We start from the raw sequence: 14,350 nt of genomic DNA, 5'->3' as shown, positions 1-14,350 counted from the left end.
CGGGAAATAAATCGAAACGTGTCTGCCGCTATTTCCGGACAGCAGGGAACTCGCCGTTCGGCTGTATAAACCGAAGGCCCTTCACCTGTCCGGAACCGTCGGCTTCAAAGCGCACGCTGAATCCCGGGAGATTTTTGATTTGAAATGTCATCTCGCGGTATGGCACAAGCTCGTAATCAGGCTGTCCGGGCAGCGAAACCCAGAGCGTCTTCGCGCCTCGAAGGGAAACGGCCAGCTCTGTTCCGTCTTCCAACGTATATTTTCCAGTGAGCGATGCGAGAAATTCGGGATCGTACAATTGCTGATCAGGCTTTCTGATAAATTCAATTTCCTTCGCGCCTTCCGCCATTTCAAACGGCACAGAGAAGCTGCTGATATATCCGTGCAAATCGTCGTCAAATGACGACAGCATCTTCGCCCCGGTAAGTTCCAGTTTCATTTCGAATGTATCGTAATGATAATGCTGCAAAGGCATGACAAACGAATTGTACATTACTTGCAATACTCCGTCCTTAAGCTCTATTTTCAGTTCCCCGTAGCCCGGATGCTCATAAATTCCGGTATAGTCCCCAAGCGCATGCGATGGCTCCGTTCCTTCCATTCTGCTGATATCGGCAGACCGGTCCACTCCCAAGGCCGCTTTCTTGATCTTTTCCGTCTCGCCTTTCAGCCTGCCGCTCCAGTCGATTTCATCAAGGCCGAGCAATCGGTCAAAGATATTGTAGGCAAGCAAATTCGGAAGCACGCTGCCGTTTAAATTCGTCAGGATGACGGCGCCGATGTTTTCGTAAGGCATAAAGCATACAAGCGATGAAAAGCCATCGATATTTCCCCCGTGGTGAATCATATGATGTCCCCGGTAAGGCTCGACAAACCATCCGAGGCTATAGCCCGCCATCGGAAACTCTTTCTCTTTGAACGATTGGTCGCATGATATACACGGCGTATGCAGCTCATTGAGGCTTCCCTCCGATAAAATCCCGCTGAATTTGCTGCTGCCGAGATGGAGCCGCACCCAATTGGCCATATCCAGTACATTCGAATTGATCGAACCGGCGGGGCCGATTGCATTAATATTGCGAAAAGGAATTTTTTCGATCTTCCCGTTTTTTTCCTGATACGGAAGCGCATAGTCTTGAAGCTTCTGCATGTCTTCCACCGAAAAATTGCTTGACTTCATGTGCAACGGCTTGAACAGCCGCTCGTGAATAAAATCCTCCCACGTCGTTCCGGCGATTCTCCCTGTCAAATAGCCCGCCGTCATGTACATCAGATTCTGGTATTGCCATTTCGCCCGGAAATCGCGATTCGGCTCCAAATAACGAAGTCGCTGAAATATCTCTTCCCTGGAAAAGGGGGAATTGTACCACATCATATCATGCCTCGGCAGGCCTGAACGGTGGCATGCCAAATCCCGCGGAGTCAGCCGTTCGGTCGCAACCGGGTCATGCATCTTGAATTCGGGAAGGTATTCTCTGACAGGCAGATCCCAATCCATTTTTCCCTCATCGGCCAAAATCGCCATCCCGGCGGTTGTGAACGCTTTCGTCGCCGATCCGATCGCAAATACCGTCTCAGGGTTTACTTTTAATTTCTGTTCCTCGTTCTTAAAACCGAAGCCTTCCGCCATGATAACCTCATCGCCCTTTACCACCGCGATCGCTGCTCCGGGTACGTTCCATTCCTTCATTTTTTGTAAAACAAAACTGCGAAAGCCCTTCCATTCTTTTCGTGAATGTTTCATCTGACAGCTCCTCTCTTTGCCTGGATCCCGTGTCTTTTCCTGATGTATAAAATCCGTCCTGTAGGTCATACGTTTGATTTCCTGAATGGTTTCAATTCCCTCCATTCGGAAAAATTTTGTATATTTTTTAAAAGATTTCAGAAGCTAACGTTGAAAGTAAAAAACGCACTGAAACCTAAGGAGGTATTTATAAACGTGTTTAGTTTTATATGGTCTTTAATTATCGGAGGTATTTTAGGCTGGCTTGCGGGCCTGATCATCAGAAAGGATGTGCCGGGAGGAGTCATCGGCAATATCATCGCCGGGTTTATCGGCTCATGGCTTGGATCGGCGATATTGGGGCGGTGGGGTCCGACAGTCGGAGGCTTTAATATCATTCCTGCCCTGATTGGCGCGATCATCCTGATCTTTATCGTCAGCCTGATCATGAGAAGCACCGGCGGCAGAAAAAGCGGCGCCCAATAAACCGAAACTGCGGCGGCTTGGTCAAAAGCCGTCGTTTTTTATTGATTTCATTCGACCTCCATCTCTTATATAATTAATTAGGAACACGAAATGATTTGGAAATGGAGGACGTATATTGGAAAAAATAGCGGAAACAAGATGGAAACGTTCAGAAGTGCCGAAAGAGCTGACATGGAAGCTGGCGGATTTATTCCCCTCAGATGAAGCCTGGGAAGCGGAACTGCTTCAGATTGAACGCGACCTTCCGGCAATTGCCGCTTATAAAGGCAGGCTTCGCGAAGGAGCAGGAACTCTTTTAGAATGTTTAACCTTGCAGGAAAAGCTCATGGAACGCATGACCCGTGCCATGACCTATACCCACCTCAAAAAATCCGAGGATCTAACGAATCCCGTCAACCAAGCAAACGCCTCAAGAACAGCCGCGCTGCAGGCGCGAATCAATGCAGCTTTGTCATTTATCGAATCAGAAATCCTCGGCCTTCCCGAGCATTCAATTGAAGCTTACATAAACAGCGAAAAAGGACTCGGGCCCTTCCGGAAAATGCTGACAGAAATACTGGAACGAAAAACCTACAAGCTCGCGCCGGAAACGGAAGAAGCACTAGCCGCATTGGGGGAAGTGCTTCAGGCGCCCTATAAAGTTTTCGGAATGGCAAAGCTCGCCGACATGAGCTTCGCTCCGATTGAAGATCAAAACGGACATGAGCTGGCCAACTCCTTTGCTTTATACGAGGGAAAATATATGTTTTCTCCCGACACGAACATTCGCAGAAAAGCCTTCGACTCCTTTGCCGATACATTGAAACTGTATCAAAACACAATTGCCGCAGTCTATGAAACAGAAGTCAAAAAACAGGTCAGCCTATCACGGCTGCGCGGCTATGAATCGGTTACCCATATGCTGCTGAAACCGCAAAACGTGACACTCGATATGTATCACAATCAGCTTGATGTCATTAAAAATGAGCTTCGGCCGCACATGCGCCGGTATGCCCGCCTAAAAAAACGGGTGCTGGGCCTTGATCAAATGCGTTTTTGCGATTTGCAGGCCCCGCTGGATCACGAGTTTCAACCGAAAACCTCCTTTGCGGAAGCGCGCAGCATGATCATTGAGGCATTGCGCGTGATGGGGCCTGAATATGTACAAGTCATGGAAACGGCCTTGACCGGAAGATGGGTCGACTTGGCCGACAATATCGGCAAATCAACTGGGGCGTTTTGTTCAAGTCCGTACGGCGTTCACCCTTACATCCTGATAACCTGGACGGATACGATGCGGGATGTCTTTACCCTTGCGCATGAACTCGGCCATGCCGGCCATTTTTATTTCGCAAACAAACACCAGAGAATCATGAACGTCCGTCCGTCTCGCTATTTCATTGAAGCGCCTTCGACCATGAACGAAATGCTTCTCGCCCAGCACCTTCTCTCGAAAACAAACGATTCAAAAATGAAGCGCTGGGTGATCAATCAGCTGATGGGAACCTATTATCATAATTTCGTCACCCATCTGCTTGAAGGGGAATACCAGCGCAGAGTCTATCAAATGGCTGAGCAGGGAGCCGCTCTTACCGCGTCCGTTTTATCCGAACAAACAAGAGAGGTGCTTTCCGAATTCTGGGGCGACGAAGCAGAGCTTGACGAAGGAGCAAGCTTGACATGGATGCGCCAGCCCCACTACTATATGGGGCTGTACCCTTACACGTATTCGGCGGGGCTCGTAGCTTCAACGCTCGTCTCGCAAATGATCAAAAAAGAAGGCCAGCCTGCGGTGGACAGATGGCTGAACGTCCTGAAAGCAGGCGGAACGATGAAGCCGCTCGACCTCTTAAAAGAGGCAGGCGTCGATATGTCGACGGACGAGCCGATCCGCCGGGCTGTCGCATATGTCGGCTCCCTGGTCGATGAGCTTGAAGCGCTTTATGAGAAAAACTAAGAACGGCCGATTTCCGGCCGTTCTTTTTAGTCCCCTTTAAGCAAACATCGGATTTCCTTTCATGCCAATCCATAAGTCCGACTGCTCCAATGCATGGGCCATCCGAAGCAGCCAATGTTCTTTCCCCTTTGGCGCCATAAACTGAACACCGAGCGGAAGCCCGTCTTTTGTAAGATGCACCGGAACGCTCATTGCCGGCTGTCCGGTCAGGTTTGCAAGCTGTGTGAACGGTGTGTATGTGAGACTCTTCAAAAACATCTCATACACCAGCGCCTGCTGGTCGTTTTTTTCCATGCCGCTTACCTTCAACAGCGCTTCCGCTTCCTTTTGCGTATGGGTCAGCTCGCCGATCTTCGGAGCCTGGTAAGCCGTTGCCGGTGTGACGTACAGGTCAAATTTCTGATGGAATGCCGCCATTTGTGCGGCCGCTTTGTCCCATGAAGCGAGACTTGCCGTAAACTCCGCTGCCGTCACTTTTTTGCCGGCTTCATTCAGCACCCATGTGACGATTTCAACATCCTCTGCGGTGATCGGCCTTCCGAGCGTTTTTTCCATCCCTGCAATCATCGCTGAAATTTCTCCGCAGTTCATCAAATAATAGTTTTCCATCAAGCGGAGACCATCGACGTCATGCGCTTGTTCCTCAACATGATGACCTTGTGCTTCCAGCCATGCGACGGTTTTGCAGACAGCGCGTTTTGCCTCCTCGCCAACAGGCGTCCCGACGGGGGACTCTGTAGAAAACGCGATTTTCAAAGGGCGCTCAGCCCCTTTTTTCATATCTTCCAAATAGCTTCCGGGAAATAACGGTGCTTGAAAAGCAGCTTCAGGCTGGATCACCTGGAGAATGTCGAGCAAAGCTGCACTGTCTCTGACGGTCCGCGAAAGGGCGAAATCGATGGACGCACCTTGCCACTGCCTCCCTGCTCCAGGCCCTACAGGCGTTCTGCCCCGAGTCGGCTTCAATCCGAAAAGCCCGGTAAAAGAAGCCGGAATCCTGATGGATCCTCCCCCGTCGCTCGCACCCGCCACAGGCACGATTCCCGATGCGACCGCGGCTGCCGATCCCCCGCTTGAGCCTCCCGGCGAATGCGCAACATTCCACGGGTTTCTCGACGGCCCGTACAATTCAGGCTCAGAAATGTTTTTCAGTCCATATTCGGGCGTATTCGTATGCCCGATAAACAAAAAGCCGGCTTCCCTCATCCTGGCGACCCAATTTGAATCCTGCTTCGGAATATAGTCTTTCAGCAGCTTTGCACCGGCCGTCAAAGGCTCGTCCTTCACCGCCTGTGAAATATCCTTTAAAAGGATGGGTACGCCGGCGAACGGCTGCCGGGAAATATCAATCCGGCTGATTTCATTGACGGCTTTTTCTTTTCTTGTCCGAATCACCGCATGGAGGTGCGGGTTTACCTCTTCCAAACGCGCAAAAGCAGCCTCAACCAATTCTTTCGCCGATACTTCCTTTTTTTTGATAAGCTTAGATAAACGAACGGCGTCATGCGCCATATATTCAGATACGTTCATGCCAATTCCCTCTCTTCTCGGTTCGCTTGTGTTTACTATTTTGCCCGAGCCGTCCCGGGAATTCAATGGTTTGACTATCAACAAAGAAAAGGAGAATGCTGTATGGAAATCAGAAAACTTCCTTCAGAAAGCCCGTTGCCGCTGGATTTACTGCTGTCTGCGGACCCTTCGGAAAAATTGGTGAAAGATTACGTCAAAAGAGGACAGTGCTATATAGCTGAAGCCGACCGGCAGATCATCGGCGTCTACGTTTTGATTCCGACAAGGCCGGAAACGGCTGAACTGGTCAACATTGCCGTGACAGAAGAATGGCAAGGCAAGGGCATCGGAAAAGCGTTAATTAAGCATGCCCTGCAAACCGCAAAATCGCAGGGCTTCAAAACGATCGAAATCGGCACAGGCAATTCAAGCATCTCACAGCTGGCGCTCTATCAAAAATGCGGATTTAGAATTACAGGAGTTGACCGCGATTTCTTTATCAGGCATTATCAAGAGCCCATTTACGAAAACGGCATCGCTTGCATCGATATGATCCGTTTATCGATGGACATTTAAAAAGCTGCCGGAACCGGCAGCTTTGCTCAATATTCGTTAAAGTATTTCTGGATTTTTGCGGGATCATTCGTTTTTGTCAGCGCAAGCATCAGCAATATTCGCGACTTCTCGGGATTGAGCGAATTTGAGGCGAGAAGCTTTTTCTTTTCAAGTTCCTGGCTCGGTGTGACAACGCCGTTTTTCGTCCGGCTCGACCGGACGACGGCCATGCCTTTTTCCACGGCAGCAATGGCGCCTTTCTTCGCCGCATCCGAGATTGAACCGTTTCCGCTGCCCGCAAAGACGATTCCTTTTGCACCCGCTTTTTGCGCCGCATCAAACAAATATCGTCCATCGCTTTGATACCCGTAAATAATATCGACTTGCGGCAGCTTATCGATTTTCGAAATATCAAAATCGGTTTCCTTTGTGTGTTTTTTCGTAATCTCATTAAAAATATAGATATCTTCTGCGATAACGCCGATATTGCCCATTTCCTCCGACTTGAACGTATCAGGCGTGGTCGTGTTCGTTTTCGTCACATACCTTGCCGAAGCGATGCGATCGTTCAAGACGACTAAAGTTCCTTTCCCTTTCGCTTCCTTGCTGGCGGCGACTTTGACGGCATTGTACAAGTTGGACGGGCCGTCCGCTCCAATTGCGGTCGAAGGCCTCATCGATCCGACGACGACGATCGGTTTATCGCTTTTTATGACGAGATTCAAAAAGTAAGCCGTTTCTTCCAGTGTATCGGTGCCGTGGGTGACCACGATTCCGTCGACATCATCCGAAGCGAGCAGCTCATTCGCGCGTTTGCTCAGCTTCAGCAATGTTTCATTCGTCATATTTTGGCTGCCTATATTTGCGATCTGTTCACCGCTGATATTGGCGATATCCTGCATTTCAGGCACCGCTTCAATCAGCGCATCAACCCCTACTGCACCTGCCCTGTAATTGGTTGTTGACGTTTTCGACTTATCTGCTCCCGCAATCGTTCCGCCGGTCGCCAAAATTTTTACATTGGGAAGACTTTTCTGTTTTTGTTTTGTTTTAGCTGCTGCGGTTTCCGTCTTCGCTTCAGCCTTTAATTCATTAGCAGGCTCATTCGAACTCGAACACCCGGTGATCAACAACAGCCCTAATACGATCATCAGCATTCGTTTTTTTATCATGGCTTTGATCTCCCCTTGCTGTACGTAAGATATTTTTTGTATTTTCTCCTTCCGCCTTGCTTTAATACCAGTGTAAATTTTATGAATATTATGTCTAAACTTATGATAGATTTTCTTCTATCCTTTTGCTATTGCTTTAAAAGCCTAAATTCATCTTTCACTTTTTTCAAAAACTCCCCATTCGTCATCAAATCATAAACGGTAAACGCCATCGATTTCGCTCCGAGCATCAAGCCTTCAAACCCTTTGCTGCTCATGGCCGCTTCCCGAAACTCCGGCGTGTGGCATGCATGCGGTTCATCACAGATTTGTACATACGGGTGGATCGACGGCGCGATCTGGCTGACGTTCCCCATATCAACCGAGCCTCCTCCATCCGCTTTTTCGTGGATCGAATCCGGATCGACGCCTAATTCGAGCATGTTTTTTGTAAAGATGTCAGATAAGACTTGATTCGTTTTCAAATCGTCATAGGACAGCTCGTAAAATGACGTTTCAAGACGGGCGCCCGTTGCCAAAGCAGCCGCCTTGGCACAGTTTTTCACTTTTTCGAGCAGTTCGTTGACATAGCTGCGTTCCGCCCCCCTGACATAGAACTGGGCCACCGCATAGTCGGGAACGACATTAGCCGCTTTCCCGCCTTCGGGAATGATGCCGTGAATTCTTGCATCAGGAAGAATATGCTGCCTGAGCGCATTAATCCCGTTGAACGTCTGAATCACCGCATCAAGCGCATTGATTCCTTCATGCGGCGCTCCCGCTGCATGTGAGGCTTTCCCGAAAAATTCAAATTGGATCGCATCCATCGCCAGCGATGTTCCGCTTTTTTCGTGTCTGTAATATGGATGAACCATCATAGCCGCATCGAGATGGTCAAAGACCCCCTGCTCGGCCATGGTCACTTTGCCGCCTTTTGTTTCCTCTGCGGGCGTTCCGTATACGTACACTTTGCCGCTGCATGACGTCATCACTTTGCTGACGCCGATGGCGGCCCCGACGGCCAATGTCCCGATCAGGTTGTGGCCGCAGGCATGGCCGATGTCGGGAAGCGCATCATATTCCGCCATCAACCCGATCGCCGGCCCGGGGCGGCCGCTGTCATATACGGCTGTGAATGCCGTCGCAAGGCCGCATGTGCCAAGCTCTACTTCAAACCCGTGTTTTTTCAGTTCTTCTGTCAGGATCTTGGACGCTTTGAACTCTTCATGCCCCAGCTCAGGATGGTGGCCGATGTATTGGCTGATGTGAAATAAATCTTGCCGGATGCTTTCAATTTCTTTTTCAATTTGGCTTTTCATGGTGTTGCCCCCTTCTTGTTTTTGATCCTAATCTTACGAAGGAATTGACAAGCGAATATGATCTATTAAAAATGATTAAATATATATTAATATGAATAATAATACATTATAAAGGAGAGCAGCCACATGAGCAATCATACTTCCGAAAAAACGGGTTTCCAATTTCCGCACACGTATGCATTGATTTTTTCTGTCATCATCCTTGCCGCTTTTGTCGACGACATGAAGCAGATCGCTTACGGTGCGCTCATCGTCGGGTTTGCCAGGGCCATCGTCGACGTATTGGAAGACAGCCAAATCATCGACACGATCATCAAAAGCCTGGCTTCGGTGATCAGTACGCTTCCGAATGAATTCGGGCGCTCTCGGCATGACGCCGTCCGGGTGGTCATCAATACATTTATTCCTTCGGGAAGCGGGCAGGCGGCAACACGATGCTTATCATGGCGCCGTTTGCAGATTTATTTGCATTTGAACGGCAGATTGCCGTGTTAGCCTTTCAGTATGGAGACGGAATCATCAATTCGATCATCCCGGCTTCAGGCATGCTGATGGAGGCGCTCGCGATTGCAGGCATTCCGTACGGCCGCTGGATCGGGTTCGTCTGGAAACTGATCGCCGGCTGTCTGTTCATTGCCGCCACAGCGATCATCATCGCGTTGATGATCGGGATTAAGTAAAAAGCCCTTCCGGCTTTTCACTCGTTCCTTAACGTAACCTTAAATTTTCCCCGAGCCGTACTTTTCACCCAAAACGGCCATTCACCTGAATTCAGGACTATTGAATCATCAGCTGTCCTTTCGACATATCAGTCCCTTTTTTTCTATTTCTCCTCTGATTTATCAAGATTTTCAGACAATTCCCGCGTATTAAAACGGCTTTCCGAATTCCATTTATTTCATCCAAAGGTAATCCTTTTGTTATAGTCTTTTTCGCCTATCCAAACTTTTCAGGAATGCCTGAACCTGAAACAAAGTGTCCGAAATTAGGATTTATAACCTATTTCACAATGATTCCCCAAACCTTAAAATGAGTACTGTTGTTTCTATTTTGCAGAAGAAACACTGAAAAAAAGGAAATTATATAATCATAATTTCACTGTTTGACAAACAAAAAGACCGGGACTTGAGTAAGACATACATCATAATGACGCCGGCCTTTTGTTGCTTGACAATGAAAAAATAATAGAAAAAGGAGATAGACATGCGTAATAAAAAGTTTTATTTAATGTTGCTCTTGATGGTCGTAGCCGTATTTTCTGCCGCATGCAGCGGGGGGAACAAAAGTGCAAGCGCTGACAAAGACGAAGCAAAAAAAGCGGATAATGCAGAGATCAAAATACTCAGCACAGAATATACGCTCCCTGATGATTCAACAACAAAATTAGCTGATGGTGAACTGATTTTAAAAGTAAAAGTGTCCGTAAAAAACACGGGAAAAGAGCCATTATCCGTCACCCGCAGATCGTTCAACCTTTATCATGGCGATTCTAAAGTGACTGATGTAAACATTTATGATGCTCAGAATGAAAGATTAACGACTGCAACGCTAAACTCCGATAAATCAGTCGACGGATACCTGTATTACCAGGTTGAAAAAGGGGAAAAGTATCAGCTCGAATATGCGCCTGAAACGTATGGCGACGAAAAAATCGAACCGATTGAATTTGAAATAGACGGCGGCAGCAGCGCCATGCTGGAGTCTGCTAAAAAGCTTGACGATCCGGCAAAAGCTTTGCTTGCTTATACAGACATCACGCTCTTCGGCAAAGATAATGAAGATTTCGAAAAGTTGACCGGCGAAAACAAACGGGAAATCGTCACCGATTATATTGAGGGCGGCCAAAAATCCCTTATCAAGTCCATGGGCATCTACAATGAAGAAGATGTCGATAAAAAGAAACTGAACAAACTGATCAGCGCCATCCAAAACGCCTACAAAGATAAATCGAAAGTCAAAGCGGTTACAAAAACGATGACCAGCGAAGAAGCAAAAGTCGAAGCAACCATTACACCAATCGACAGCTCAGACATGCAAAAAAGAGTCCAAAAGAGAATGGAAGAATACGTGAAAGACAGCGGGAAAAATTATATGTCCCGGGAAGAACTGATCAACCCTACCATCGATGTCATGGCGGAAGAACTCAAAAAAGTGGAAACCGCCTCAAACGATAAAACCGTTGAAATCACGATGAAGAAGACGAAAGACGGCAAATGGCAGCTTGATCTTACTGATTATGATACCGAAGATTATTTCTCCAGCTTCTTTAAAAACTAATGAAAAAAGCACCTTCACCGGTGCTTTTTTTCTATGACGATAAAACATGTGCTGTCCGGCAAGGATACCGTTTCCCCATTCTGATCTGTGACGTCAACCTTGGGAGAAAGGTATTCTTCATACCCCTTCTGCAAATAATGCTCAAAGACGAGGACGTTTGCACGGCCACCAAGCTCTTTCTCAATGCAGGCCCGGAACTCAGAAGGCGTAAAATAGCCGAACTGCTCCTGCACTTCATGGGGATATGCCTCTTCCCCCCATGTGTATGTATAGAGAAATTCCATGGCATCATTGACGTAAAGCGTTGCCGCATCTTTCTCCATCTCAAGAATTTGCACCTGCCTCCCTTTAAAATCGCGGACGTACCTTTTCAAAAAAGCCATTCCATCCGGGTCTTTAAAGCGGATTCGGCGAACCGCGTCCTTGTCCCCGGTCATAATTCCGTCCCTGATAATGATCCTTCCTTTCGGCCTCAGCACTTCAAACGCGCTTTTTAAAGCTTGGGAAATGACCCGGTGATTGAATTTTCTGCCCTCATAAGGAACGTATGAAAACAATTCGTGGAGAATCGATGAAAACACGATCGTATCGACGCTCTCCTTTTCGATATACTCCGGCAAATCCAGCGCATCGGCCTGCTTGACCTTCCACGGTTTATGCTCGCGGACCTTCCGTTTTTGCAGCTCTTCAATGACGTTGACCGATAGATCAATTCCGATCACTTCAGCTTCGGGATGATACTCCGTCAGCAAATCAAGCATAACGCCGCCGCCTGCGCCGATATCGAGCATCTTCTCCCCGACGGCATAATCGGCGATCTTCTTTTTATAGTCTTCCGCGCCATTCATATCTGACAAATAAGCCTGCTCGTTTTGAAGGCGGTCAAATGAATCTTTCCGAAACTCAAAAAAGTCATAAAGCAGTACGATCGCCCTTTCGTATAACGGCGATTTCTCAGCTTCTTGACAAAACTCAATCAGCTTCAGCCCCGCCTTTGAGAACGAAAAGGTGACACCGATGATTTCCGAAGCGGCGTCAAACGGCTGAACCGCTAACGAAACGTGTTCATTAACAGGCGCCTCGCCGTGAAGCAGGTCTGTGACAGACATTTCTTTCAAATAAGCTTCAATAATCCGCTTTTTATAAATATTCGTATGCCGAACGCCTTGATAATCGCGGTAAATATCCTTCATCAGCGGTTCAAAGCTGATGTGCCTGACAGACAGGGGATTGACGAAACGGCGGATGAGCAAGAAGATTTTGACGAACTCTTCAAAGCTGAAAGAGGACAGCGCTGACTCCACATACCATAAGTCTACCTGTCCAAAAAGCCGCCGCAGAGCGTTTTCTGCCGAGTGCTTTGTCAAATACTGCTCATAGCGGCTTCCGTTTTCACCCATATCAATCGCTTGCTGGCGCAGCTTTTTCAGCCTTTCTGCAAACGGCAGCTCTCTTTTGCGCTCACCTTCCGAAAGCTGCGCCACGACCCCGCTCACATCGTGTTTGACCGACTCCCAAAGCGCAGCCGACACGCCGGCGATAATGCATTTGTTCAGAACATACAGCACCCTCTTCATATCGATGTCCGCCTGTCTTGATGCTTCCATCCAATCGATCAGAGGCTCGAGCTGCCGGTATCTCGATTCCCCGCGAATGTACTGCCCCACAAGCCCGTGCGTCAAAATCAACAGATAGACAAGCTCCTCCGTATCTTGCCGTTCAGGCAAAAAAGGCCGGCTTCGGTTTGCATAGATTTGCGCTGAGCCGATGTTATGAATCGCGAGCTGAAACCCTTTGTCCCGCCATTCCTTTCTTTTATGAGGCTGCCCGCATTTCGCCGTCTCGCTCCAGACAAGGACCTCTTCAATAATCGTCTTTTCCCTCTCCGGGATATCGGCTTGCTCTAATATGCAGAGCGTCTTTTCAACATAGAGCAGAACAGGGTTGGAAGGCATCTTTTCCAATGAAGGAACGCGCTCCAGATTGACGTTTTTCTCCTCCGTTAAAAAAAGATATTTCAACCATTCGGCATGCCGCAAAACATGCCGGTCCCCGTTTTTCAGTTTTTCGATTGCTTCCAAAGATTGCAGACGTCTCATGTAGCTTCCCTCTTTCTATTCTATAAGAACGATCATAAGGTAAATAGTTTCACATAGAAATAGGACAAAATACACATAGTTTACAGCGTCTGTCCGCTGTCTGCGGTTATGATCTGCCCCGTCATGGCCTCCTGCTCAAGTACATCACAGATGAGCTTGGCGATGTCATCAGGGGAAGCGAGCCGTTCCAAAGGCATTTGGCGGGTAAGCTGCATCATTTTTTCTTCCCTGCCTTCCCACCATCTCGTGGCCACCGCTCCCGGCGCTACGCTGGAAACCGTAATCTCCGGGGCAAGCGCATGAGCCAATGATTTCGTAAGACCGTGAACCGCCGCTTTTGATACGGCATACGGAAGCGAAGACCCTGATCCGGTCAATCCGGCGATGCTGCCGACGTTGACGATGGCCCCCCGGCCGTTTTTTTTCATCAGCGGGGCCGCCGCCCTTGCACAGTGGAACATCCCTTTGACATTGACGGCATAAAGCACATCCCAGACGTCATCCGAAGCGGCCTCCAAATCGTCAAGCTGAATATGCCTGGTGATGCTTGCATTATTGACGAGGAGATCGACAGTTCCGAACTCCCGCACGATCGCTTCAACCATATTCCGGACTTCATCGTCCCGGGAAACGTCAGCTTGAACGGCGATCGCCCGTCCACCTCTTTCAGCGATCATCCGCACCGTTTCTTCCGCCTCCGCTTCTGAACGTGAATAGTTCACCGCAACCGAAGCCCCGCGCTCTGCCAGTTTAAGAGATACAGCCCGTCCGATTCCGGTGCCTCCTCCCGTCACGAGAGCCGTTTTATCCTGAATATCCATTTTGATCCGCTCCTTCCCCGGTTGTTGATGCAAGCTGTGCAATCCCATTTCCAAACGACCAATTCTCTTTCACATTCTCGGTTACGATGATCATGACATCCTCCATCCGAATGCCTGACCCGCGGTGCAGGCGTTCTGCGATGCGTCGATACAATGCTGTTTTTTCTTGGGTCCGCCTTTGTTTCATTGTGATTTGAATATAAATCAGATCTTTCGTTCGATTGATGTTCATATAGCCCGGATCGAAGAAAAATTCTTCTTCATCGTGCTGGGTAATGACTTGGAAGTAGTCGTCTTCCGGCACATCGATCGTCTCTGTCATCGCCTGATGAACAGAGCGGCTGATCGTTCGAAGCTCTTCCTTTGTTCTGCCCTTCAGAAGATCAATTCGGACAAACGGCATGTGATCATCCCTCCTTTTGTTTGATTTATAGTATTTATTGCTTTTATGGTTTAGTATAATTGAATCATTTG

Annotated in this window: 13 protein-coding genes; 6 read left to right on the top strand and 7 right to left on the bottom strand. The window is 48.4% G+C overall.

What is annotated here, in order from left to right:
• Positions 1–28: 28 nt before the first annotated feature.
• Positions 29–1,744 carry a serine hydrolase gene (locus AB447_RS00775; protein WP_057957389.1) on the bottom strand — a complete coding sequence of 572 codons (1,716 nt, stop codon included), beginning with the start codon at positions 1,742–1,744 and terminating at the stop codon, positions 29–31.
• Between the two features lie 195 nt (positions 1,745–1,939).
• On the opposite strand from AB447_RS00775, the gene AB447_RS00770 reads away from it, so the two are divergent.
• Both AB447_RS00770 and pepF read left to right on the top strand, forming a co-directional pair.
• The gene (locus AB447_RS00770; protein WP_048354455.1) at positions 1,940–2,209 is read left to right on the top strand and encodes a GlsB/YeaQ/YmgE family stress response membrane protein; all 270 of its coding nucleotides are present in this window, start codon (positions 1,940–1,942) and stop codon (positions 2,207–2,209) included.
• 115 nt (positions 2,210–2,324) lie between these two features.
• A complete protein-coding gene (pepF, locus tag AB447_RS00765) occupies positions 2,325–4,145 on the top strand; it encodes an oligoendopeptidase F (protein WP_048354456.1) in 1,821 nt (606 codons plus the stop codon).
• Positions 4,146–4,181: 36 nt separating this feature from the next.
• On the opposite strand, the gene AB447_RS00760 is transcribed toward pepF, so the two are convergent.
• Positions 4,182–5,675, bottom strand: a complete 1,494-nt coding sequence (locus AB447_RS00760) for an amidase (protein ID WP_048354457.1) — start codon at positions 5,673–5,675, stop codon at positions 4,182–4,184.
• 102 nt (positions 5,676–5,777) lie between these two features.
• Here AB447_RS00760 and AB447_RS00755 point away from each other — a divergent pair, with 102 nt between their 5' ends.
• On the top strand, positions 5,778–6,230 hold the full coding sequence (locus AB447_RS00755) for a GNAT family N-acetyltransferase (protein ID WP_048354458.1): 453 nt from the start codon (positions 5,778–5,780) through the stop codon (positions 6,228–6,230).
• 26 nt (positions 6,231–6,256) lie between these two features.
• Here the strand turns inward: AB447_RS00755 and AB447_RS00750 are convergent, their stop codons facing one another.
• Positions 6,257–7,381, bottom strand: coding sequence for a type II asparaginase (locus AB447_RS00750; protein WP_048354459.1), 1,125 nt, complete (start codon positions 7,379–7,381; stop codon positions 6,257–6,259).
• A gap of 128 nt (positions 7,382–7,509) precedes the next feature.
• On the bottom strand, positions 7,510–8,679 hold the full coding sequence (locus AB447_RS00745) for a M20 family metallopeptidase (protein WP_048354460.1): 1,170 nt from the start codon (positions 8,677–8,679) through the stop codon (positions 7,510–7,512).
• Between the two features lie 126 nt (positions 8,680–8,805).
• Between AB447_RS00745 and AB447_RS27150 the strand changes: the two genes are divergently transcribed.
• From AB447_RS27150 to AB447_RS00730, 3 genes are all read left to right on the top strand, one after another.
• The gene (locus tag AB447_RS27150) at positions 8,806–9,174 is read left to right on the top strand and encodes a hypothetical protein (protein ID WP_048354461.1); all 369 of its coding nucleotides are present in this window, start codon (positions 8,806–8,808) and stop codon (positions 9,172–9,174) included.
• Positions 9,114–9,359: a hypothetical protein gene (locus tag AB447_RS27145; protein WP_057957388.1), complete on the top strand. Its 246-nt coding sequence runs from the start codon at positions 9,114–9,116 to the stop codon at positions 9,357–9,359. Before AB447_RS27150 ends, AB447_RS27145 begins: the two co-directional genes overlap by 61 nt.
• A 523-nt stretch (positions 9,360–9,882) precedes the next feature.
• Positions 9,883–10,956, top strand: a complete 1,074-nt coding sequence (locus AB447_RS00730; RefSeq protein WP_048354463.1) for a DUF5105 domain-containing protein — start codon at positions 9,883–9,885, stop codon at positions 10,954–10,956.
• A gap of 14 nt (positions 10,957–10,970) precedes the next feature.
• Here AB447_RS00730 and AB447_RS00725 read toward each other — a convergent pair whose 3' ends face one another.
• The 3 genes from AB447_RS00725 to AB447_RS00715 all read right to left on the bottom strand — a co-directional run bounded on the left by AB447_RS00725 (position 10,971) and on the right by AB447_RS00715 (position 14,279).
• Entirely contained in the window at positions 10,971–13,055 is a 2,085-nt protein-coding gene (locus AB447_RS00725; RefSeq protein WP_048354464.1) for a class I SAM-dependent methyltransferase, read from the bottom strand.
• An 80-nt stretch (positions 13,056–13,135) separates the two neighbouring features.
• Positions 13,136–13,876 (bottom strand): SDR family NAD(P)-dependent oxidoreductase, encoded by a 741-nt coding sequence (locus tag AB447_RS00720; protein WP_048354465.1) that lies wholly within the window; start codon positions 13,874–13,876, stop codon positions 13,136–13,138.
• The gene (locus AB447_RS00715; protein WP_048354466.1) at positions 13,860–14,279 is read right to left on the bottom strand and encodes a tautomerase family protein; all 420 of its coding nucleotides are present in this window, start codon (positions 14,277–14,279) and stop codon (positions 13,860–13,862) included. Before AB447_RS00715 ends, AB447_RS00720 begins: the two co-directional genes overlap by 17 nt.
• Between the last annotated feature and the right edge of the window lie 71 nt (positions 14,280–14,350).

Source organism: Bacillus glycinifermentans (genome assembly GCF_001042475.2).
Lineage (GTDB): Bacteria > Bacillota > Bacilli > Bacillales > Bacillaceae > Bacillus > Bacillus glycinifermentans.
This window is presented reverse-complemented; position numbering and strand designations above follow the sequence as displayed.